The 21,523-nt window shown below is 74.9% G+C and carries 18 protein-coding genes; 7 read left to right on the forward strand and 11 right to left on the reverse strand.

The window, feature by feature from the left end:
- Positions 1 to 39: 39 nt before the first annotated feature.
- Both ACFWAR_RS26670 and ACFWAR_RS26675 read left to right on the forward strand, forming a co-directional pair.
- Entirely contained in the window at positions 40 to 1,341 is a 1,302-nt protein-coding gene (locus ACFWAR_RS26670) for an alkaline phosphatase family protein (protein WP_385781998.1), read from the forward strand.
- A 12-nt stretch (positions 1,342 to 1,353) separates the two neighbouring features.
- The gene (locus ACFWAR_RS26675; RefSeq protein WP_385782001.1) at positions 1,354 to 2,685 is read left to right on the forward strand and encodes an MFS transporter; all 1,332 of its coding nucleotides are present in this window, start codon (positions 1,354 to 1,356) and stop codon (positions 2,683 to 2,685) included.
- On the opposite strand, the gene ACFWAR_RS26680 is transcribed toward ACFWAR_RS26675, so the two are convergent.
- A complete protein-coding gene (locus ACFWAR_RS26680; protein ID WP_385782004.1) occupies positions 2,670 to 3,449 on the reverse strand; it encodes a hypothetical protein in 780 nt (259 codons plus the stop codon). The two genes, ACFWAR_RS26675 and ACFWAR_RS26680, sit on opposite strands and share 16 nt — an antisense overlap.
- A gap of 119 nt (positions 3,450 to 3,568) precedes the next feature.
- Between ACFWAR_RS26680 and ACFWAR_RS26685 the strand changes: the two genes are divergently transcribed.
- From ACFWAR_RS26685 to ACFWAR_RS26695, 3 genes are read left to right on the forward strand one after another with little or no spacing between them, the layout of a single operon-like run.
- Positions 3,569 to 4,012 (forward strand): MarR family winged helix-turn-helix transcriptional regulator, encoded by a 444-nt coding sequence (locus ACFWAR_RS26685; protein ID WP_385782007.1) that lies wholly within the window; start codon positions 3,569 to 3,571, stop codon positions 4,010 to 4,012.
- Between the two features lie 53 nt (positions 4,013 to 4,065).
- A complete protein-coding gene (locus tag ACFWAR_RS26690; protein WP_385782010.1) occupies positions 4,066 to 4,647 on the forward strand; it encodes a hydrolase in 582 nt (193 codons plus the stop codon).
- A 9-nt stretch (positions 4,648 to 4,656) separates the two neighbouring features.
- A complete protein-coding gene (locus ACFWAR_RS26695) occupies positions 4,657 to 5,592 on the forward strand; it encodes an SDR family oxidoreductase (RefSeq protein ID WP_385782013.1) in 936 nt (311 codons plus the stop codon).
- A 10-nt stretch (positions 5,593 to 5,602) separates the two neighbouring features.
- Here ACFWAR_RS26695 and ACFWAR_RS26700 read toward each other — a convergent pair whose 3' ends face one another.
- Together ACFWAR_RS26700 and ACFWAR_RS26705 are read right to left on the reverse strand one after the other, a co-directional pair.
- Entirely contained in the window at positions 5,603 to 6,658 is a 1,056-nt protein-coding gene (locus ACFWAR_RS26700; RefSeq protein ID WP_385782016.1) for an enoyl-CoA hydratase/isomerase family protein, read from the reverse strand.
- Between the two features lie 115 nt (positions 6,659 to 6,773).
- Positions 6,774 to 7,130 carry a hypothetical protein gene (locus tag ACFWAR_RS26705; RefSeq protein WP_385782019.1) on the reverse strand — a complete coding sequence of 119 codons (357 nt, stop codon included), beginning with the start codon at positions 7,128 to 7,130 and terminating at the stop codon, positions 6,774 to 6,776.
- A 338-nt stretch (positions 7,131 to 7,468) separates the two neighbouring features.
- On the opposite strand from ACFWAR_RS26705, the gene ACFWAR_RS26710 reads away from it, so the two are divergent.
- Positions 7,469 to 9,022 (forward strand): alpha/beta hydrolase, encoded by a 1,554-nt coding sequence (locus tag ACFWAR_RS26710; protein ID WP_385782021.1) that lies wholly within the window; start codon positions 7,469 to 7,471, stop codon positions 9,020 to 9,022.
- 40 nt (positions 9,023 to 9,062) lie between these two features.
- Here the strand turns inward: ACFWAR_RS26710 and ACFWAR_RS26715 are convergent, their stop codons facing one another.
- The 4 genes from ACFWAR_RS26715 to ACFWAR_RS26730 form a co-directional block, all read right to left on the reverse strand.
- Positions 9,063 to 9,854: an N-acetyltransferase gene (locus tag ACFWAR_RS26715; protein WP_385782024.1), complete on the reverse strand. Its 792-nt coding sequence runs from the start codon at positions 9,852 to 9,854 to the stop codon at positions 9,063 to 9,065.
- A gap of 139 nt (positions 9,855 to 9,993) precedes the next feature.
- Positions 9,994 to 10,116: an ALQxL family class IV lanthipeptide gene (locus ACFWAR_RS26720; protein WP_385782027.1), complete on the reverse strand. Its 123-nt coding sequence runs from the start codon at positions 10,114 to 10,116 to the stop codon at positions 9,994 to 9,996.
- A 73-nt stretch (positions 10,117 to 10,189) separates the two neighbouring features.
- Positions 10,190 to 13,078 (reverse strand): class IV lanthionine synthetase LanL, encoded by a 2,889-nt coding sequence (gene lanL, locus ACFWAR_RS26725; protein WP_385782030.1) that lies wholly within the window; start codon positions 13,076 to 13,078, stop codon positions 10,190 to 10,192.
- Between the two features lie 80 nt (positions 13,079 to 13,158).
- On the reverse strand, positions 13,159 to 13,350 hold the full coding sequence (locus ACFWAR_RS26730; protein WP_385782032.1) for a hypothetical protein: 192 nt from the start codon (positions 13,348 to 13,350) through the stop codon (positions 13,159 to 13,161).
- Positions 13,351 to 13,576: 226 nt separating this feature from the next.
- Here ACFWAR_RS26730 and ACFWAR_RS26735 point away from each other — a divergent pair, with 226 nt between their 5' ends.
- Positions 13,577 to 14,623: a hypothetical protein gene (locus ACFWAR_RS26735; RefSeq protein WP_385782035.1), complete on the forward strand. Its 1,047-nt coding sequence runs from the start codon at positions 13,577 to 13,579 to the stop codon at positions 14,621 to 14,623.
- A gap of 30 nt (positions 14,624 to 14,653) precedes the next feature.
- Here ACFWAR_RS26735 and ACFWAR_RS26740 read toward each other — a convergent pair whose 3' ends face one another.
- The 4 genes from ACFWAR_RS26740 to ACFWAR_RS26755 form a co-directional block, all read right to left on the reverse strand.
- The gene (locus ACFWAR_RS26740; protein ID WP_385782038.1) at positions 14,654 to 15,556 is read right to left on the reverse strand and encodes a hypothetical protein; all 903 of its coding nucleotides are present in this window, start codon (positions 15,554 to 15,556) and stop codon (positions 14,654 to 14,656) included.
- Between the two features lie 119 nt (positions 15,557 to 15,675).
- The gene (locus ACFWAR_RS26745; RefSeq protein ID WP_385782041.1) at positions 15,676 to 16,635 is read right to left on the reverse strand and encodes a GNAT family N-acetyltransferase; all 960 of its coding nucleotides are present in this window, start codon (positions 16,633 to 16,635) and stop codon (positions 15,676 to 15,678) included.
- A 119-nt stretch (positions 16,636 to 16,754) separates the two neighbouring features.
- A complete protein-coding gene (locus tag ACFWAR_RS26750; RefSeq protein WP_385782043.1) occupies positions 16,755 to 18,161 on the reverse strand; it encodes an MFS transporter in 1,407 nt (468 codons plus the stop codon).
- Positions 18,162 to 18,445: 284 nt separating this feature from the next.
- Positions 18,446 to 21,523 (reverse strand): amino acid adenylation domain-containing protein (locus ACFWAR_RS26755; RefSeq protein ID WP_385782045.1); only part of this gene is annotated, 3,078 nt, incomplete at its 5' end.

Raw genomic sequence — 21,523 nt, forward strand, 5'->3', positions numbered from 1 at the left:
GAGTCACCCGTCACCACCCCTCACGAAGGAGACACGACCATGCCCGTACCGGTGCCCGAAACCGTTCCCCCGTCGAGACCTTCACCGGGCGCCGCGCCCCGGCCCCGGATCCGGACCCCACGGGCCCGCCGGTCCGGGCTCGGCGCCACGCTCGGCGCGGCGCTCGGCGCGCTCGGCCTGCTCGGCGCGCTCACCGCGGCCACCTCGCAGGCCGCCGAGGCCGGTCCCGCCGCCGCTGCCGCGCTCCCCGCCTACGACCACGTGGTGGTCGTCGTCTTCGAGAACAAGCAGTACGGCGACATCATCGGCAACTCCGGCGCGCCCTACATCAACCAGCTGGCGAACGGCGGCGCGAGCCTGACCGGCATGAAGGCGCTGACGCACCCCAGCCAACCCAACTACTTCAACCTCTTCTCCGGGGCCACCCAGGGCATCACCGGCGACAGCTGCTACACCGCGCAGTCGATGACCGCGGCCAACCTGGGCCAGGAGGTCATCGCGGCCGGGAAGACCTTCGCGACGTACAACGAGGACCTGCCCGCCGAGGGGTCCACCACCTGTTCGAGCGGGAAGTACGCGCAGAAGCACAACCCGTGGTTCGCGTTCAAGAACGTACCGCTGAACACGGGGAAGACCTGGGCGCAGTTCCCCCAGGGGAACTACGGCGCGCTGCCCCGGCTGTCCTTCGTCGTGCCCAACCTGTGCAACGACATGCACGACTGCGCGGTCGGTACGGGCGACACCTGGACGAAGAACGGGCTGGACGGCTACGCGCAGTGGGCCAAGGCCAACAACAGCCTGCTGGTGCTGACCTGGGACGAGGACAACTACCTCGGCTCGAACCAGATCGCGACCGTCTTCTACGGCGCCCAGGTGAAGACGGGCCGGTACGCCACCGCCTGCAGCCACCACCACCTCCTGCGCACCCTGGAGGACCTGGCGGGGAGCGCCACCCACGCGGGGAACGCCGCCAACGTCCAGCCGATCAGCGAGGTCTTCGCGGCGGGCACCGACCCCACGCCGACGCCCAGTCCGACTCCGACGCCCACCCCTACCCCCACCCCGACCCCCACCTCCGGTGACCTCAAGGTCGCCGATCCCGGCCCGCAGAGCTGCACGTTCAACCAGACCTGCACCATCCGACTCACCGCCACCGGCGGCCGCGCCCCGCTCCGCTGGAGCGCCACCGGCCTGCCCCTCGGCCTCACCCTCGACACCACCACCGGCCGCATCACCGGCAAACCCTGGAGCAGCGGAACCACCCGGATCACCGCCACCGCCACCGACACCACCCCCACCAGCGCCACCACCACCTTCCCCCTCACCGTCACCTGGTTCTAGGGAGCGCCTGGCGTGTACCTGTCGACCGGCCGCGCGGCGGACGCCGCCCGGGGCCTGCCCGCACCCGCGGCGGCCCGGCGGCGGCCCGTGCCCGCCACCGTCCTCGTGCTCGGTCTGGTCAGCATGGTCACGGACGTCTCCGCGGAGATGGTCACCGCCGTCCTGCCGCTGTACCTGGTGGCCGGGCTCGGCATGTCCCCGCTGGCCTTCGGCGCCCTGGACGGTCTGAACCAGGGCGCCACCGCCCTGTTCCGGCTGGCCGGGGGCCGGATCGCCGACCGCACCCGGCGCCGCAAGCTCGTCGCGGGCGCCGGGTACGCCCTCTCCGCCCTGTGCAAGGCGGCCCTGCTCGCCGTCACCACCCCGTGGCAGGTGGCGGCGGTGCTGGCCGCCGACCGCACGGGCAAGGGAGTGCGCACGGCTCCGCGCGACGCGCTGATCTCGTTGTCCTGCCCGCCGGGGGAACAGGGTCGGGCCTTCGGCGTGCACCGGGCGATGGACACCGCGGGGGCGCTGCTCGGACCGCTGGTCGCCTTCGGGGTGCTGTGGCTGGCCGCGGACGGCTACGGGGCCGTCTTCACCGTCAGTTTCTGCGCCGCCGCGCTGGGGGTCGTCCTGCTCGCGCTGTTCGTGCGCGAGAGCCCGGATCCGGCGCCGCGGCCCCCCTCCTGCGCTCCCCCGGCCGCGCTGCGCGGCCTGCTGCGGATCCCGGGGCTGCGCCGACTGTGCGGCGCGGCCGCCCTGCTCGGGCTGTTCACGGTCGGCGACGCCTTCGTGTACCTCCTGCTCCAGCGCCGCCTGGGACTGCCCTACACCTCCTTCCCGTTGCTCCCGGCGGGTACCGCGCTCGCCTTCCTGCTCGGCGCGCTGCCGATGGGGCGGCTGGCCGACCGCGTCGGGCGCCACCGGGTCTTCCTCGGCGGGCACGTGCTGCTGGCGGGGGCCTGCCTGCTCCTGCTCGCGCCCGCTCCGACGGGGTCACCGGTGGCCGTGGCGGCGCTCGTCGCGGGCGTGCTCGCGCTGGTCGGCCTGTTCTACGCGGCGACCGACGGCGTGCTCATGGCCGCCGCCGGGCCCCTCCTGCCGGCGGAGGCCCGTACCACCGGGCTCGCGGCGCTCCAGACCGTGCAGGCCCTGGCGCGCTTCGCGGGATCCCTGCTCTTCGGCGGGGCCTGGACCCTCTGGGGGCCCGGCCCGGCCGTCGGCGCGGCGGCCGCCGCCCTCCTGCTGTCCCTGGTCGTGCTCGGCGCCCTCGCCGCGCTCCCCCGCGCCCGCTCGGGGCCCGACGCGACGTCCGGCTCCGGCTCGGGCGCGGGCTCCGGCTCGGGTCAGCGTCCGACGTAGAGCCGGGAGTGGTACCACCCCTCGCTCTCCTTGCCCGTCGGGTCCTCGCCGAGCCCGATGACGGTCTCGACCGCGCGCCGCTGCTCGTCCTCGTCCGTGAAGCGACGCTGCGGGTAGGTCCGGTCGCTGCGCTCGACGCTCAGCCCGTGCTCCTCCAGCCGGGCGACGACGCCCCCGAAGTCGCAGGTGCGCAGTACGAAGGCGGCCACCGGCACCGGGTGGCCGACGGCGGACAGGAGCCGTCCGAAGGTCCGCTCGGTGAGGAAGGCGACCCCGCCGGTGACGGTGATCAGGCCGACCCCCACGGCGGCCCGGCCCAGCTCCTCGCCCGGCTCGCCCGTCTCCAGGTCCTCGCAGTAGCCCTCGTCGAGGAGCCCGACGGCGAGCGCGTACGCCACGGCGGGCCGCGACACGTCGATCCCGATGGATCCGACGGCTTCGGGCAGCCGTCGCGCGGCGTAGAACTCCCGGTCCCACTCGATGAGTTCGCCCGTGCTCAGCTCGGCCGCCTTGGCGGAGGTGTAGCGCTGGTAGAGCTCGTCGAGGGTCACGTCGTGGTTGACCAGCGCCGCGTTGATCCCGTAGGAGCAACAGATGTCGAGCATCACCCGTTCCTCCGGCGGTAGTTCACCGATCAGCTCTCGAAAGACCCGTTGCCCGTGGTGCGGCGCGCGGTAGTCGTACGGGCCCAGGCGGGCGAAGTACTGGCGCGGGTCCGGCAGTCCGTAGACCTCGTCGAAGCTCGTCATGTCCGATGCCGTCATGGCCGCAGGTCTATCCGGCGTACGCCGGGCGCGGAAAGACAGCCGTTCCGGCCACCCGACCGGCACGCGATCGACAGGCAAACTTGCCAGTTTACCTGTCGATCACCTACGGTTGCGGCATGGCTGACGAACAGCGGGAGCTGCGGGAACTGCGGGAGACCGCCGAGGACCTCCAGCTCGCCGTGCGCATGGTGGTGCGCCAGATGCGGGTCGCGACCTCCGAAGGGTTGTCGTTGTCGCAGGTGGCGGCGCTCAAGCAGCTCGACCGCTGCGGCCCCGCGACCGCCGCCGAGCTGGCCCGGGCCGAACGGATCCGACCGCAGTCGATGATCGCCACGGTCAACGCGCTGCGCGCGGCCGGATACGTCGAGCGCAGCGCCGACCCCACCGACGGGCGGCGGCAGATCATCGCGCTGACCGAGAGCGGCCGTGACACCGTCCGCGAGCGCAGGGAGGCCGGGTACGAACGCCTCGCCGAACTGCTGGCCGAGCGCCTCAGCGAGCCCGAGCGCGCGACCCTGCGCGAGGCGATCGGCCTGCTCAAACGGCTCGCCGAAAGCTGAGCGCCGTCGGCCACCCGACCGATCCCCGACCACGAGAAGGAACCGAGACCCTCATGAGCGACCTGTCACTGGACGCGCACACCGCCCTCGTCCTGATCGACCTCCAGCAGGGCATCCTGGCCCTGCCGACCGCACCACGCCCCTCCGACGAGGTCCTCGCCAGGTCCGTCGAACTCGCCCGGGCCTTCCGCGCCGCGCGGCTCCCGGTGGTCCTGGTCAACGTCGCCTGGTCCGCCGACGGCGGCGACCTGCCGGCCGCCGCGACCGACCGCCCCGGTCCGCTCGCCGCCCCGCCCGCCGCCTTCAGCGAGATCTCGCCCGCGCTCGCCGCCGAGGGCGACATCCGCATCACCAAGCGCCACTGGGGCGCCTTCACCGGCACGGAGCTGGACCTCCAACTGCGCCGTCGCGGGATCACCCGGATCGTCCTCGCGGGCATCTCCACCAGCATCGGTGTCGAATCCACGGCCCGGTCGGCCTGGGAGCACAGCTACGACGTGGTCTTCGCCGAGGACGCCACCACCGACACGGACGCGGACTCGCACGCGCACTCCTTCGGCAAGATCTTCCCGCGCCTGGGCCGGGTCGGTTCGACCGCCGAAATCATCGAGGCCCTCGGCGCCGGAGCGCCGTAGGCTCCCCGCATGACGCAATCACTGGCATCGGCGCCCGGCGCGCTGACGGGAAGGGTCGCCCTCGTCGCGGGGGCGACCCGGGGCGCGGGTCGGGGCATCGCCGTGGAACTGGGGGCGCGCGGCGCCACCGTGTACGTGACGGGGCGCAGCACCCGGGGCAGGCGTTCGGAGTACGACCGCCCCGAGACCATCGAGGAGACCGCCGAGCTGGTCACGGCGGCCGGCGGCACGGGCATCGCGATCGTCGCGGACCACCTGGTGCCGGAGCAGGTCGAGGCGGTGGTCGGCCGGATCGACGCCGAGCAGGGCCGACTGGACGTGCTCGTCAACGACATCTGGGGCGCCGAGCAGCTCTTCGAGTGGGAGAGCCCGGTGTGGGAGCACGATCTGGACAACGGGCTGCGGCTGCTGCGGCTCGCGGTCGAGACCCACGCCGTCACCAGCCACTTCGCGGCGCCGCTGCTGCTGCGCGAGCCGGGCGGGCTGGTGGTGGAGATGACGGACGGCACGGCGGAGTACAACGCGAGCCGCTACCGGAACTCCTTCTTCTACGATCTGGCCAAGTCGTCCGTGCTGCGGATGGCGTTCGCGCTCGGGCACGAGCTGGGGCCGCGCGGGGCGAGCGCGGTGGCGCTCACTCCGGGCTGGATGCGCTCGGAGATCATGCTCGACGCCTTCGAGGTGACGGAGGCGACCTGGCGGGACGCCCTCGAGAAGCAGCCCCACTTCGCGATCTCGGAGACCCCGTCGTACGTGGGCCGGGCGGTGGCGGCGCTGGCCGCCGACCCCGAGCGCGCGCGTTGGAACGGGCAGTCGCTCTCCAGCGGCCAGTTGGCCGGGGTGTACGGCTTCACGGACCTCGACGGGAGCCGTCCCGACGCCTGGCGGTACATGGTCGAGGTACAGGACCCGGGGCGCCCGGCCGACGTCACCGGCTACCGCTGATCGGTACGGCTCACCGGGGGGTGTCCGGGCCCGGCTCGCGGTCGGCGCCGAGCGGGGCGAAGTACCGCTCCACGTCCGCGTCGGACACCCCGGCCAGCTCGGCCGGGGACCAGTGGGGCGTGCGGTCCTTGTCGATGACCTGGGCCCGGATGCCCTCCACCAGGTCGGGCGAGCGCAGGGCGACGCAGGACACGCGGAACTCCTGCTCCAGCACCCGCTCCAGCGAGCCGAGGGCGCGGGCCCGGCGGACGGAGGCCAGGGTGACCTTGAGCGCGGTCGGGGACTTGGCCAGGATCGTCTCGGCGGTCTGCTTGGCCCCGGGGTCGCCGTGCCGGAACAGCCGCTCGACGATCGCCTCGACCGTGTCCGCGGCGTAGCAGGTGTCGATCCACTCCCGCTGCCCCGCCAGCTCGCCCTCCGGGGCGGGGACGGCGTACCGGGGCAGTACGTCGGCCACGGGCGCGGCGGCGAGGTCCGCGGCCAGTTCCGGCAGCAGCGCCGCGGGGACGAAGTGGTCGGCGAGCCCGCACAGCAGCGCGTCGGCCGCGCCGACCGCCGCGCCGGTGAGCGCGAGGTGGGTGCCCAGCTCCCCCGGCGCCCGGGCCAGCAGGTGGGTGCCGCCGACGTCGGGGACGAAGCCGATGCCGGTCTCGGGCATGGCCACGCGGGAGCGTTCGGTAACGATGCGGACGCCGCCGTGGGCGGAGATCCCGACGCCGCCGCCCATCACGATGCCGTCCATCAGGGCGACGTACGGCTTGGGGTAGCGGGCGATCCGGGCGTTGAGCCGGTACTCGTCGCGCCAGAAGTCCACCGAGGCCGTGCCGCCCGCACGGGCGTCGGCGTGGATCGCCCGGATGTCGCCGCCCGCGCACAGGCCGCGCTCCCCCGCCCCGGCGACGAGCACCTGGGGGACCCGGGGGTCGTGCTCCCAGGCGGTCAGTGCCGCGTCGATGCGCAGCACCATGGGGCGGGTGAGGGAGTTGAGGGCTCCGGGTCGGTTGAGGGTGATCCGGCCGGTGCGGCCCTCGGTGGTCACCAGGACCGTGTCGTCCCCGTCGCTCATCGGCGTTCCTTCCCTCATGATCCGGACCGACATTATGTCCGCAACGGGAACGGGAGCCGGACCCGCTCCCCCCGCCGGCCGCGCGGGCGGCGGGGGGGAGCGGGGCCGGAGCGGGTCAGCTCGGGCGGCCGTGGAAGTACACGGAGCGGACCTTCAGGTTCTCGGTGGCCGGCTTGCCGTGGGCGCGCAGCTTCCACTGCGGGCCGGTGCAGTCGGCGCCGAGGAAGACGGTCACCGCCTCGTCCGTCGCGTTGTGGGGCGTGTGGCCCGGCTCGACCCAATTGCTGCCGACGTAGGGCAGGTTGACGCACTCCTCGCTGCGCGGGTCGTGCAGGGCGACGGTCAGCACCTCGTCGCGGTCGTCGGTGAAGGTGTAGCTGAAGTCGCCGGTCGCGGCGAAGGCGGAGCCGGGGACGGCCAGGGCGAGCACCAGCCCGGCCAGGCCGGCGGTGACGGCGCTGCGAAGCTTCACGGAAGGTCTCCTCAAGATCGGCGGGGGGTCACGGCGGACCGTACGCCGACGCCCCGGCAGCGAATCGGTTCTCCCTGCGCCGACCGCCGCGGGTTCCACCGGGACGGGTGAAAGCGCACGGGAACGGCGGGTGGCGCGCCGTCCCGGGCGGTCCGAGCTGGTAGTCCAGGGGGAACACGCCCCGGTCACCCCTCCAACCACCGCCGGATTCCGGTCACTTGTCCTGATACCGGCTCGTTCGCACGGTGGATACGGACCGACGCTCCGGGATGATTCGCCCGCTCGGCCCGTACGCCAGGGTGGCAGGGAACCGACTCCTCCGAAAGGAACGGCTCCTCGTGCGCACGAAACGTCTCGCGCCCCTGCTCGCCGCCGCCGGACTCCTCGCCACCACCGTCCCGCTCCTGTCCGCGACCGGGGCGAGCGCCGCCGACCCGCGGCCCGCCCCTCCCGCCTGGCACCGCTGCGCCGCGGACCGCCCGGCCACCTTCGAGTGCGCGACCCTCAAGGTCCCGCTCGACCACGAACGCCCCCGGGGCCCGTCCCTCGACCTCGCGATCTCCCGGGTCAGGAGCGAGAAGCCCGCCGCGCGGCGCGGCGTCCTGCTGATCAACCCGGGCGGGCCGGGCGATTCCGGGCTGGGTCTGCCGCCGGACCTGCGGGAGGTCCTGCCCGCGGAGGTGCGCGACCAGTACGACCTGATCGGCTTCGACCCGCGCGGCGTCGGGGCGAGCAGCCCGGTCAGCTGCGGACTGAGCGAGGCCGAGCAGGGCATCGACCGGCCGTACCACCCCGAGACCTTCGCCTCCGACGTCGCGTGGGCGCGCACGGTCGCCGACAAGTGCCGGCGCACGGCGGGGGCGGTCCTGCCGTACCTCACCACCCGCGACACCGCCCGCGACATGGACGCCATCCGCGCGGCCCTGGGCGAGCGGAAGATCTCCTACCTCGGCTACTCCTACGGGACCTACCTCGGCGCGGTGTACACGCAGCTCTTCCCGCACCGCACCGACCGCTTCGTCCTGGACAGCGGGGTGGACCCGCAACGCGTGTGGCGGGGCGCGCTGCAGACCTGGGCGACCGAGGCCGAGCCCGCGTTCGCGCGGTGGACGCGGTGGACGGCCGAGCGCGACGCGACGTACCACTTGGGCGCCTCGCCCGCAGCGGTCTCCGCCACCTTCTGGGCCCTGGTGGCACGGGCCGACCGCGACCCCATCGAGTTCCAGGGCGAGAAGCTGACCGGTGACACGATCCGGTCCGCCCGCGCGGTGTTCTTCTCCCCCGCGCGGGCCGCCCCGTTGGTCGCCGCGGTCAAGGCGGCGGCCGACGGGACGCCGCCGCCCGTGTCCGCCCCCTCCCTGCGGGACGCGCTCGCCGGCGCACGGTCCGCGGCGGGCGAGCCGGCCTCCGACAACGGCCTGGCCGTCTTCTGGTCGGTGATCTGCGGGGACGGCGGCAACTGGCCGCGCGACCCCGAGCAGTACCGGCGCGACGCGGTCCGGGACAAGGCCGCCTACCCTCTGTACGGCGACTTCTCCTCCAACATCAAGCCGTGCGCCTTCTGGCAGCGGCCCCGGGAGGCGGTGACCCCGATGGGGACCCGGGCGAACGTCCTGACCGTGCAGAACGAATGGGACTCCCAGACCCCGCTGGTCAGCGGCAAGGGGCTGCACCGGGCGCTCAAGGGCTCGCGGATGGTGCTGGCGCTGGGCGGCGAGGGCCACGGCGTGTACCTGGCCGACCCCGACTCCTGCGTGACCGCGACCGTGACCGGCTATCTGGCCACGGGGCGGCTCCCGGCGCGGGACGTGAACTGCCGGGCCGGTACGCCGCCCCCGGACGGGCGCCGGGCCGCGCCGCTCCTCCCGCTGCCGGCGCCGGACCGCTTCTGACCCCAGGCGGGGCGGGACCCGTACCCGAGCCGGTGGCGCGTCAGGCGCCCTCGGCCGCGGCGGGTCCCGTCCCGTGCCGGACCCACACGTTGGGCTCGACGTAGACCGCGTACCCGTGCGCGGCGTCGCAGCGCAGCGGGACGAGTGCGCCGGGCACCTCCACCGCGCCGTCCCGGTCGAGCGGGAGGCCGGTCCACCGGCGCCACTGGTCCAGCGAGCCGCTGACCGTCATCGACGCCGGGGCGATCCGTTCGATGACGCCGCCCGCGCGCACGTGCACGCGCAGCCACGGGTCCTGCGGCAGCCCGTCCTCGCGCACGAGGCGGACGTACTCGGCCATGGGCAGGTGCGGTCGCAGGTGCTTGGCGTTCGGCCGGACCGGGGCGAGGAAGTCCCGGTGCCCCTGGGCCCCGGCCGCGCCGCGCAGGGCCGCCAGCATGCGGTGGGAGAGTCCGCGGCCGAGGTACTCGCGGTCCACGGTGATCTCCAGCGCACTGGCCGCGGTCACGGCGGCGCCACCGCGCCGGTCGCGCATCGCCCACACCAACACCCGGTCCCACCCCTGGTCCGGCATCTCCTCGCGGCCGTCCGACGCCGCGTCGAAGGGCACGCCGAAGCCCCGGGCCACGACGCGGTCGCCGTCGGTGGCAACGACGCAGTACTGCGGGAACTCCTCGGCGACCCGGCTCAGCAGGGCTCCGGCGACCGGCTCGTACGGGATGAAGGCGGGCCAGTCGTCGGCGATCTCGTAGAGCCGGCCGGTCAGTTCCGGGCGCTCGGCGAGGGTGCTGATCTCCAGGCCGTCGGCGGGGAAGGTCTCATGAGCTGTCACATGCCGAACCTGCCACAGCCGTACGCCCTTGACCAGCGGTTTAGTGGGCGGCCCAGCACGCCGAGGAGGGGACCAGCCCCCCGGGCTGGTCCCCTCCTTCTGCACGGGCCCGGGGCCCGCCGTTCAGTCGCTACCGACGTCAGCAGCCGCTGAAGTGGATGCGGCAGCCGGTGATGAGCGCCGCAGCGTGCTCCTCGCCCAGGTCCTCGGTGGCGAGGTCGGCGGGGAGGACCTGCAGGGCGTCGATGTCGTGCTCCATCATGATGGGCTCCTTCTGGTGGGAGGTGTACCGGTCCGTGCGGACCGGCTACCGGTGGCCGGCGGCCACCGGAAGTTCAGAGGTGGGTGCGCGCGCCCTCGGGCAGCCAGGCGCGCGGCCCGCCGGAGCGCATCCGCAGCAGCAGCGAGAGGCTCCCGGCCAATCCGGTGGCGTACTCGGCGAGCACGCCCTTGCGGTTGTCGTCGGGCACCAGCAGCCGGCCGTCGCGCAGGACCGCCTGCGCCGCCAGGTGCTCGACCAGCAGTTCCGCGCCCGCCCGGTGCTCCTCGTCGCCCGTCAGCTCGGCGGCGTCGAGCAGGAACTCGGCGTTGCCCGCCAGCCCGTGGCACGCGGCGGGCGAGTCCCCGAACCGCCCGGCCCGTACGGCGAGGGCCGCGCCCTCGACCAGGCCGCGGGTGACGTCGTCGGTCCCGCCGGTCGCCGCCCAGAGCCGGACCAGGAAGGTGGCGACCCCGGAGGAGCCGTTGCACCAGTGCCGGGCGAGGTCGGGCGAACCGGCGAGGTGCCGGGCCCGGTCCACCGGCCACATCGTGCCCGCCGGCCCCTTGCGGGCGGCGGTCGTCAAGGTGGTCCCCGCCTCGACGGCCGCCTTCAGGAAGCGGTCCTCACCGGTGGCTTCGGCGGCGAGCAGCAGGAAGGTGGCGACTCCGGCGACGCCGTGGGCGAAGCCGTAGTGCCAGGCTCCCGCCAGCCCGGAGTCGAAGTCCTCCGGCACCGGCCAGAAGATGCCCTCGGGGGTGTGCCGGGCCGCCGTGAGCAGTCCCTCGGCGACCCGGGCGGTCCGCTCCAGGAAGCGCGGGTCGCCGGTGGTGCGCCAGAAGTGCAGCTGGGCCAGGCCGGATCCGGCGGCGCCGTGGCAGACGTCGGGATTGGGCCACTCGACCGGCAGCTTGAGGGCGAGCGCGGAGGCCCGCCCGGCCAGGGCCGGGTCGTCCAGCGCCCCCGCGGCGTCGAGCAGCGCCCAGGCCGTGCCGGAGCGGCCGAAGTGCAGTCCGGGCAGGATCCAGGGCAGGGCCTCCTGCCGGTCGGCCGTCCACAGCGCGGCGGTGCGCAGCCCCTCGCGCAGGGTCTCCCGGGTTAGGGCGCCCGGCCCGTCCGGCGCACCGCGGAAGTGGTCGTCCCAGCCGCCGAGGGCCCGGGCGAGTACGGCCACCCCACCGGCCGAACCGTGTTGCACGGCCACCGGGTCGCAGGTCACGCCGAAGGTGTCGGAGGGCCAGAGCCGGTCGGCGTCCTGCGGACCGGCGGTGGCCAGGAGGTGGGCCACGCCGTCGTGCACCAGGCGGGCACGGACGTCCCCGGCGGGAGGCCCGGCAGGCGTGCCGGTCGGCTCGCCGACCGCGGTCCGCGCCCCGGCCCTCCGCGCGGCGGGCCGGTCCGCCGCGCGGAAGGCACGGGCCGCCTCCAGCGTCCAGCGCTCGGCGGGCTCGTCCCGCATCAGCCCGAGGACCAGCGGGGCGAAGCGGCGCACCGCGCTCTGGTCCCGGGCGAGCAACTCCACCAGGTGGGCCAGGCGTTCCTCGTCGGGCCGGGCGTCCGCCGCGGGCCGGTCCGCCGCGAACAGCGGGTCGGCCCCGCTCAGTGCGTGCAGGACGGTCGCGCCCAGGGCGTACAGGTCGACGGCGGGGCCCATCGCGGGTGCCACCTGGGGGGCGGCGCGCAGTTCGGGGGCGGTGTAGCCGGGGGTGGCCCCCAGGACCCAGCGCTCGCCCTCGCGGGCCGCCATCTCCAGGTCGATCAGCAGCAGCCGGTCGTCCGGGGTGACCATGACGTTGTTCGGGTTGAAGTCGTGCAGGGTGACGCCCAGTTCGTGGGCGGCGGCGACCAGTTCGATCAGCTGCCGCACCAGCGAGTCGGCCGTGGCGTCGTCCGGGCAGGCCGCGCCGGTCCGCACGAGGCGCTCGGCGACCGTACGGCGCAGGGTGGCGCCGGGTACGGTGTGCGCCGCCAGGAACACGCTGCCCTGCTGCTCGAACACCTCGGCCAGTCGCGGGACCCGGTCCGGGACGACCTTGCCGAAGCGCTCCAACAGGGTTGCCTCCCGGCGCAGCAAGTCCCGTACGTCGAGCCCCTCCAGACCGGCGGCCACGTGGGGCCGGGCCTGCTTGACGACGACCTGCGCACCGGTCTCGGTGTCCTCGGCGCGGTACACGCCGCCCTTGTTGGAGTGCTGGATGGCGCCGCGCACCAGGTACCGGCCGCCGAGCAGGACCGGTTTGGCGGTGGCGGCACTGCGGACGGGGGCCTTCGCACGGTCCGGGAAGGGGTCGCCCGCCCAAGCGGGCGGACTGAACCAGGCGTTGCGCTCGTCGGCCACCCGGCGCCCCTCGGGATCGGTCAGGAGCGTGGCGAAGCAGCCGTCGGCGGTGAGTTCCTGGACTGCGGCGAAGACCCCGAAGCGGTAGGAGACCTGACTGTCCGGCAGGTAGCGGCGGTCGGAGAGGACCGCGGGCCCGGGCAACCCCAGGGTGGCCCGGTGGAGTTCCTCGGCGAGCACCCGGAACTGGTCGTCGTCCGAGGGGTACACGGTGATGAACTTGCCGCCCCCGCCCCGTGCGAAGCGCCCCGACACCAGGGCCGCGACCCGGGCCGGTGTCCCGGCGAACTTGAAGGCGGCGCGGTGGGCCACCAGCACCTCGGCGGCGCGGGCCAGGGCCAGCGGCGCGGCGAGCGGGGTGGCCGAGACGTGCAGCTTCCATCCCTGGGTGCGCCGGACCGGCGCGCCCGGCATCACGTGGCACCAGAACTCCCCCGGGGTCACGGCCCAGTCGACCGTTCCCGCGCCCTCGCCGTCGGCCCCCGCCGGGCCACCCTCGCCCCGCGCCGCGGACCGGGCGATCACGGCGCGCACCAGGTCGGGCAGGAGCGCGAGGTCCGCCGGGCTCTCGGCCCCTTCTCGGGGCCCGTGTCCGGACCGGGAGGGGGTCGCAGGCAGGGATGACACGTTCTGGGGCCTTTCGCTTCGGGTCGGACAGGACGCGGTGGGACGCCACGGGCCGGGGACCCCGCCGGGTGTCACACGACTCAGTGCTGCGGCGCGACGTACCCGTCGCCCCAACTGGTGTCCAGGGGAACGGCCGCGAGCGTGGTCACCACCGCGGATCCGTCCCGGTGCCCGGCGCCGCCGGGTCCGAGCCCGTCCCCCACGGTGAGCGCGGACGCACCGCACGCCAACAGGACCGTGAGGGCGAGGAAGCAGCGGCTGGCTGCGGGCATGGTGCGGCTCCTGAGTCGGGAGGTGGTTGCATGGGCCGCGAACACCACCGGTGGGGGATTCGCCATGCGATGTCCGCCTGAGGGGTTTTGTGTGGCGGACACCCGAATCTCCTCACGCCACGCCCCGTGGGTCCAGCGCTGTGATCTGGCAATACCCTGCAGGGCACGGAAGTAGCAGGGCCGCATAGGGGGTACGAGCATCGATACCGGGACAGAATTCATCGACTTGCCGCGACTGGACGCGGCCGCCGTGGCCGTTTTCGAACACGTCCTGGCGCGGGGTGCCCTCCCGCGGCACCCGCTCGACGTCCCCTCTGACCTCGGCCTGAGCACGGAGGAGGCGGAGCGGGCGTGCCACACCCTGCTCAGGCTGCGGCTCCTGCGCACGGTGCCGGGCAGCCCCGACGAGCTGATGGCGGTCAGCCCGGACGCCGCCGCGGCGGAGGCGGTCGGGCCGCTGGAGGCGCGGCTCGCGCGCAGCGCCGCGCACGCCCAGTCCGTCCGGGACGACCTGCGTTCCCTGATGCCGCGCTACCGGGCCACCCGGCACGAGCAGGCCCGCCGCGAGGGCATCGACTCGCTGCCCGACCTGGCCGCCGTATCGGCCCTGCTCGCCCAGCACTCGGCGCGGTGCCGGGAGGAGGTCTTCACCATCCAGCCGGGCGGCGGGCGGCCGCCGCACCGGCTCGGCGACGCCATCGAGCGGGACCTGGCGATGCTCGACCGGGGCGTGCGCATGCGCACGCTCTACCAGCACCCGGCCCGCTCCAACCTGGCCACCCAGGGCTACGTGGAGACGCTCACCGCGGCCGGCGCCGAGTACCGCACCGCCGCCGAACTCCCCGACCGGGCGATCGTGTTCGACCGCAGCGTGGCGTTCCTGCCCCGGCGCTCGGACGGCGGGAGCGGCGAGGGGGCCGTGTTGGTCCGGGACCCCGACGTGGTGGCCTACCTGTGCCGGGTCTTCGAGCAGCACTGGTCCGCCGCGGACCCCTTCCTGGGCAGCAGCGGAGCCGCGTACAAGGAGGTCGGCCACAGCCTGCGGCGGACCCTGGTGCGGCTGCTGGTGGAGGGCGCAAAGGACGAGGTGATCGCACGCCGGATGGGCATGTCGCTGCGCACCTGTCGGCGCCACATCGCGGAGCTGCTGGAGGAACTGGGCGCCGAGAGCCGCTTCCAGGGCGGCGCGCTGGCCGAACGGGCGGGCCTGGCGGCGCCGGACGCGCCCGCGGCAGAGGCCGAGGCCCCGGTGGCCCTCGTCCCGGAAGCCTGAGCCCTCGCGCGGGTCTCGGTACGGGCGGGGCTACTTCGCCGACAGCACGATCCGGACCAGGTACGGCACCACCTCGTTCAGCCGGTCGTCGTGGTCCAGCAGCACCGCGACCGGGCTGTGGCCCGCGGAGTGCAGGGCGTCCAGCGGACGGGACCACTGGGCGCAGGGGGCCGGACCGGGGGCGTCGCTCTCGCGCTCGCGGCCGACGGCGGGGAAGGCCCGCGGGACCTGGCGGCCGGCCTCGTGGGCCCGGCGGCGCGCGAGCGCGCGCTCCAGCGCGGTGCGGGCCGCGTCGGCCAGGGTCGCGCCCGTGGCGATGACGGTCCCGCACGCGCCCTCGCGGCCGTCGCCCCCGGGGCCCGGGGCGAGCGCGACGGCGCAGGCGGGCAGGGAGAGCAGTTCGGTCAGGTCGTGCGCGACGGGCTCCCCCGCGGCCCGGGCGTCGCGCAGCAGCGCCTGGGGCACCTCGACTCCCCCGTCGCCGAGGCGCAGCCGGGGCACCCGGGTCCCCGGGACCTCCAGGCGGCGCGCGAGGAGGGCGGCGCAGTGCTGGGCGAGCCCCTCTTCGAGCGCGCCCACCCAGGTCAGGCCCGCCGCGACGCCCACCGGGGAGCCGGACCCGGCGACGCGTACCCGGCGCAGCCCGCCCGTGGCCAGATCGAGGCCCCAGGCGGTGGGTCGCGCGGACCCGGCGGGGGCGGCGGCGGCCGGGTGCGCCGCCGCGCGGGCGGCGAGGTGGCCCAGTACCGCCTCGATGTCCGTGGTGGCGGCGTCGACCGCGCCGGGCAACAGCGCCGGAGCCCGCTCCAGCACCCTGCGCGCGCCGACCGCCGGGCCGCCTGCCCGGGACAGGAAGGCGGCCCGGGCCTCGGCTTCGGTCGCGGCGGCGGCCTGCGCCGCGGGCCCCTCGGCGGTCAACTCTTCGGTGCTCATCTTCGGTCGTCCCTCTCCACGGCGTTCGTCACGGGGCCCATGGAAGCGAGGGAGGATATTCACCGGATAGACGCACGATCTCGGCCACCCGCTCGCACGCCGGTGGCCGGCCCCGCGTCTCAGTGCGCGGACAGCACCAGGCGGCGGGCGTCGTTGCGGTAGCCCACCCGTTCGAAGGCCGCGGCCATCGGCACGTTCGTCAGGTCGGTGTCGGCGCGGACCTTCTCCGGATCGGTCTCGACCACCAGGATCCGGGTGATCTCGGCGAGGATCTCGTCGGCGTACCCGCGACCCCGGTGTTCGGGGACCACGCCCAGGTATCCGACCACCGCGAAGGCGTGGTTGCGGGAGGGGAGGCCGAAGCCGACGACCTCGCCCGCGGGCGTACGGGCGACCCGCCACCAGGAGCGCTCCCCCGGCATGGTGTCGCGGTAGAACTCGACGTCGCCGCGGGCCTGGGCCTGCGCGCCCATGCTCGCGGCCTCCTTGGTGGAGTCCGTGTCCAGACTGTCCGTCAGGACCCGGCGGAAGAGGTCGACAAAGACCTCGTCGTCGGGCTCGGCGGCGAAGACCAGGCGCCCGCGGGGCTCCGGAAGACCGCACCGCGGCGTCCACTCGTAGCGCAGCCGCTCCAGGGACACCGGGAGCCCCGCGCGCCGGGCCGCCTCCCGACGCCAGGTCACGGCCGCGACCACGTCGGGGCGTTCGCGCCAGTCCCCCGGGAGCGAGAGGTGGTAGTCGGGCGCGGCGTCCGCACCGGCGGCGGCGTAGGCCGCGTGTCCCGCGGCGAGCAACTCCGCTGCCAACGCGGTGTGTTCGGCGGGCGGCCCGGCCTGGTCGGCGACGAAGAGGCCGTCCAGGGCGTTCGGCAGGGCGTCGTCCGGGCCGCCCCACCACACCGCGAGGGCGAGCGGCGCGCCGCCCGCGCCGTCCTCGGCCACCCAGGTCCACTCGGGGCGGTACTCCCCCGCGGCGAGCCGGGTCGTGTACGTGTCGGCGGTCATCCCGCCCGCCGCGTCGGTGACGATGAGCGGGAGGAGGCGGTCGAGGTCGGACGCGTGGGTGGGGCGGAAGATCACAGTGACTCCGGATCGGTGCGGGGGAGATCGGTGGAGGAGGGTCGCTGGAGGAGGATCGCTGGCTCCGAGCCTAGGCGGACCGGGCCTTCGGGACGGGGCGGCGGGCCAGGAGGAGGCGCTCAGGGGCGGGCCGGAGGGCCCGTGGCGACCGGGGGGCCGGTCCCGTCCGCCGCGCCGTGCGGTTCGGCGGGTGACGGGCCCCGCGCGGCTGACGCGGTCCCGGTGGGCGCCGCGGTCCCGTCCGGTGGCTCCGGCAGGGCGGTGATGGTGTGGCGGCGCCCGATCAGGGCGGTGACGGCCAGGATCAGTCCGGTACAGCACAGGAGCAGGGCGCTGCCGCGGTCGCGGGTCGAGCCGAGCAGACGGCCCAGGGTGGCGGCGAGCGGACCGCCGGGGTCCACCAGCGGGGCGAACACCTGCGAGGCGAGCGGTCCGGCCACCAAGTAGCCGAGCAGGATGCCGCCTTGGGTGAACATGCGGCGCAGGGCGAAGACCCGCCCCTGGGCCTCGGCGGCCACCGCGGACTGCCAGAGCACCTGAGCGCAGCTGCTGACCACCGGTAGGCCGAGGAAGAAGACGAAGGCTGCCGCCGCCAACGGGACCGGGCGCGGGAAGAACCCGGCCTGGAGCACCGCGAGGCCGCTCACGAGGGTGGCCGCGGTGACCCAGGCCAACGGGCGGCGCGGGGTTCCCCAGATGGACAGGGCGATGCTGCTGACCGCGAGGCCGAGCCCGCCGGCGGTGCTGACCATGGCCACCGCGGCGTTCTGGTCCGCCTCGGGGGTGGCCGCCAGGACCAGGGGGAGCAACAGGGCGGTGGCGGTGGCCTCGGCCGCGTTGAGGACCGTGACCAGGCGGAGCAGGTACTTCAATCCGGGTTGGCTGGTGAGCAGTCGGCGCCCTTCGGTCAACTCCGCGCGCCAGCCCGGCCCTTCTTCGTGCGGGCCGGTGCGTTTCGGTGAGCCGGGCGGTTCGGGGAAGCGCGCGACCAACAGGGTGAGCACTCCCAGCGCGAAGGAGATGACGTCGACCACCAGGACGGCACGGAGGCCGCCCGCGCCGAGGAGTACGGCGGCGAGCATCGGACCCAGCAACTGGGCTCCGGCCAGGGCTGTTTGGGTCATCGCGCTGGCCCGGCCGCGCTGTTCGGGTCGGACCATGCCGGTGACGGCGGCGGCGAGCGCGGGCCACTGGAAGGCCGCGCAACAGGACTCGACGACGATCACCGCGTACACCTGCCAGACGGCCAGGTGCCCGGTCGCCTGGGCGGTGGCCAGGGCCACCGCTCCGAGCATGGCCACCGCGTCGGCGCAGAGCAGTACGATGCGGCGCCGGTGCCGGTCCACCAGCACCCCGGCGACCGGCGCGGCCAGCATCCCCGGGGCGAAGGCGAGCAGGAGGCCGGTGGCGAACTGGGTGACGGAACCGGTCTGTTGGTAGATCCACAGGCCGAGGGCGAACCCGGAGATGCTGGATCCGAGTGCGGTGACGAGGCGGCCCGCCCAGACGAGCGCGAAGGTGGTCATGACGGGCCCGCCAGGGGCGGGGCGAGGGACAGGGACACGGGTGAGCTCCGTTCGGAGGCCGCGGCGGGACGGGACGTCATGGGGCCGGGCGGGGGCGGTGTCGAGTGCCGGACAGGGGACCGCAAGTCGGGTCAGGGCAGGGCAAATCGGCGCGGGGCTGCGCGGGGCGGGGCAGGGCCCGCAGGACGGAGCGGGGCGGGCTGCGCCGGGGTGGCGCGCCCGGCGCCGGGGTGTCGGGATGTCGGACACCGGGCGCCGGACGCGTCACCTCCCGGACGGGCCGGTCAGCGCAGGTGGGCGGCGAGCACCGGGCCGATCTCGGCGAGGGCCTCGGGGGTGGTGAAGCGGCTGTGCGGGATGTCCAGCGGGTGGTTCTCCACCGGGCCGTCCACGTGCGCGGCCCACAGCTCGGCCAGCGGGGTGCCGTCGGCGCCCCGGCCCGGCAGGGCTTCGAAGAAGAGCACGGGCCCCCGGTAGCGGCCCGGCCGCTCGCCCTGGGCCAGCGCGATGTTGTTGGCGGTCACCCGCACCAGCCGACCCAGCGCCGCCGGGTCCAGGCCGCCCAGCACGCTGCCGCGCTCCCGCAGCAGCTCCAGCACGGCCGTGGCGCCGGGCAGACCGTCGCCCAGTGCCTCCTCACCGTCCGCCGGGGCGGTGTCGGCGAGGGCGTCCAGCTCGTCGAGGTCGAGTCCGTCCAGTGCGAGGGAGAGGATCTCCTTGGCACCGGGCCGACCGGCGTGCCGGAAGCGGCCCGTCGGGTGCGAGTCGAGCATCGCCAGCAGGGCGACCTCCTCGCCCGCCTCCTGGAGCAGGCGCGCCATCTCGTGCGCGACGGTGCCGCCGAAGGACCAGCCGAGCAGGTGGTACGGGCCCACCGGCTGGACCTCGCGGATCAGGCGCAGGTAGTCGGCCGCCATCTCGGGGACAGAGCCGGGCAGTTCGCCGGTCCCGTCGAGACCGCGGGCCTGGAGGGCGAAGAGCGGCCGGTCGCGGTCCAGGTGGCGGGCCAGGCCCGAGTAGCACCAGCCGAGGCCGCCACCGGGGTGCACGGCGAAGAGCGGGGCGCGGGTGCCGCCGGTGCGCAGCGGCAGCAACTGCCCCAGGCCGTCGGAGGATCCGCCGCCGCCGTCGGCGTCGATCCGCTCGGCCAGCAGGGCCACGGTGGGGGTCTCGAAGAGGGCCCGCAGGCCGATCTCGACGCCGAGTTCCTCACGGACCCGGGCGGTGAGTCGGGCGGCGAGCAGGGAGTGGCCGCCGAGGTCGAAGAAGTTGTCGTCGATGCCGACGTGGTCGACGGCGAGGGTGGTGGCGAAGAGGCCGCAGAGGACCTCTTCGCGCGGGGTGCGCGGGGCCCTGGTGGGGGCGGTGGTCATGGTGGGGGCGGGCAGGGCGCGGCGGTCGAGCTTGCCGTTGGGGGTGAGGGGGAGGGTGTCCAGCAGGACCACGGCGGAGGGCACCAGGTACGCGGGCAGGTGCGCGGCGGCGTACGCGCGCAGCTCCGCCGCGTCCACCACCACAGGCGAGTCGGTGGCGGCGTCGGTGGCCGGGACCAGGTAGGCGACCAGGCGCTGATCGCCCGGGTTGTCCTCGCGCAGCAGCACCGCGGCCTGCGCGATGTCACCGCGGCCCGTGAAGTGGGCCTCGATCTCCGCCGGTTCGATGCGGAAACCGCGCAGCTTGATCTGGTCGTCGGTCCGGCCCAGGAACTCCAGGCGGCCCTCGCCCCGCTCGTCGTACTGCCAACGCCCCAGGTCACCGGTGCGGTACATCCGCGCACCCGGCTCGCCGAAGGGGTCCGGCAGGAACCGCTCCGCCGTCAGCCCCGGACGCCCCAGATAGCCCCGGGTCACCAGGTCGCCGGCGATGAACAGCTCGCCGCCGACCCCGATCGGCAGCGCCCGGAAGGACTCGTCCAGCACGTACATCCGGGTGTTCCAGATCGGGCGCCCGATGGTGATCACGCCGGAGGGCGCGGTGTCACCGGGCTCGATGCGGAACTCGGTGCAGCCGACCGTGGTCTCGGTCGGGCCGTACTCGTTGATCACGGTGGCGCCGGGGTGGTGGCGCCGCCACTCGTCCAGCACCTCGCCCATCAGCGATTCCCCGCCGAGCACGAGCTGCTCGCTGGGCGAGAAGCGCTCGGGCAGCGCGGTCAGCAGGGCCAGGTGGCTCGGCGTGGCCTTGACGAAGGTCGGGCGCTCCCACTCCCCCGCCGTGGCCGCGCTCTCGTCCAGCTCGATGAGCTGGACGGCGCCCCCACTGGTCAGCGGGGCGAACAGGCCGGTCACGGTGAGGTCGAAGGAGACCGGCGAGTGGACCAGGGCCCGGCCGGCCACACCGGCGTACGCCTCGCGGGCCCAGGCGAGGTAGGCGTCCAGGGAGTGGTGCTCGACGACGACGCCCTTGGGGCGTCCGGTGGAGCCCGAGGTGTAGATCACGTAGGCCGGGTTGCGCAGCGACAGCGGAGCGGACCGGTCGTCGTCGGTGAGGTCGTGCGCGGGCAGGGCGGCCAGCGCGGCGGCCGTGTCCGGCGCGTCGAGCAGCAGGAGCGGGTGCTCGGTGTCGGGCAGTCGTCCGGCCGCCCCGACGGTGGTGAGGACGCACAGCGGTCGGGCGTCGGCCAGGGTGTAGGCGATCCGCTCGCCGGGGTGGGTGAGGTCGATCGGCAGGTACGCCGCCCCGGACTTGAGCACCGCCAGTACGGAGACCAGGGTCTCCACCGAGCGCGGCACGGCCAGTGCGACCAGGCGCTCCGGGCCCGCCCCCCGGGCCACCAGGAGGCGGGCCAGGCGGTTGGCGGCGGTGTCGAGCTGGGCGTAGCTGAGGGTGCCGCTCTCGCAGACGACGGCGGTGGCGTCGGGGGTCCGGGCGACCTGCGCGGCGAAGAGCTCCGGCAGGGTGCGGCCGGGCAGGTCCCGCGAGGGGCCGTTCCAGTCGGTGAAGAGGGCCCGGCGCTCGTGTTCGGCCAGCAGGTCGATGTCGTGGAGGCGGGTGTCGGGGTGTTCGGCGGCGCTGCGCAGGATGCGCTGGAACTGCTCCGCCAGCCGGGCGATGGTGGACGGGTCGAAGAGATCGGTGGCGTACTCGATGGCGACCGTCAGCCCGGCCGCGGCGCCCTCGGCGTCGTGGTGCTCGGTCACCGTGAACGACAGGTCGAACTTGGCCGCGCCCTCGGACGCGACGTCGCTCTCGCCTCCGCCGTCGGCGCTCCCGGTGACGCTGTTGAAGGTGAGGACGGTCTGGAAGAGCGGGTGCCGGTGCGGAGCGCGCCCCGGGTTCAGGGCCTCCACCAGCCGCTCGAACGGCAGGTCCTGGTGCGAGAGCGCCGCCAGACCCACCTCACGCGCACGCCCCACCAACTC

Origin of the sequence: Streptomyces sp. NPDC059917, assembly GCF_042730635.1 — a bacterium.
Classification (GTDB): domain Bacteria; phylum Actinomycetota; class Actinomycetes; order Streptomycetales; family Streptomycetaceae; genus Streptomyces.

Bases quoted from the DNA above. Each gene is read 5' to 3' on its own strand.
- ACFWAR_RS26670 (WP_385781998.1), top strand. From the start codon at position 40: ATGCCCGTACCGGTGCCCGAAACCGTTCCCCCGTCGAGACCTTCACCG.
- ACFWAR_RS26680 (WP_385782004.1), bottom strand. From the start codon at position 3,449: ATGACGGCATCGGACATGACGAGCTTCGACGAGGTCTACGGACTGCCG.
- ACFWAR_RS26685 (WP_385782007.1), top strand. From the start codon at position 3,569: ATGGCTGACGAACAGCGGGAGCTGCGGGAACTGCGGGAGACCGCCGAG.
- ACFWAR_RS26690 (WP_385782010.1), top strand. From the start codon at position 4,066: ATGAGCGACCTGTCACTGGACGCGCACACCGCCCTCGTCCTGATCGAC.
- ACFWAR_RS26695 (WP_385782013.1), top strand. From the start codon at position 4,657: ATGACGCAATCACTGGCATCGGCGCCCGGCGCGCTGACGGGAAGGGTC.
- ACFWAR_RS26700 (WP_385782016.1), bottom strand. From the start codon at position 6,658: ATGAGCGACGGGGACGACACGGTCCTGGTGACCACCGAGGGCCGCACC.
- ACFWAR_RS26720 (WP_385782027.1), bottom strand. From the start codon at position 10,116: ATGATGGAGCACGACATCGACGCCCTGCAGGTCCTCCCCGCCGACCTC.
- ACFWAR_RS26730 (WP_385782032.1), bottom strand. From the start codon at position 13,350: ATGCCCGCAGCCAGCCGCTGCTTCCTCGCCCTCACGGTCCTGTTGGCG.
- ACFWAR_RS26740 (WP_385782038.1), bottom strand. From the start codon at position 15,556: ATGAGCACCGAAGAGTTGACCGCCGAGGGGCCCGCGGCGCAGGCCGCC.
- ACFWAR_RS26750 (WP_385782043.1), bottom strand. From the start codon at position 18,161: ATGACCACCTTCGCGCTCGTCTGGGCGGGCCGCCTCGTCACCGCACTC.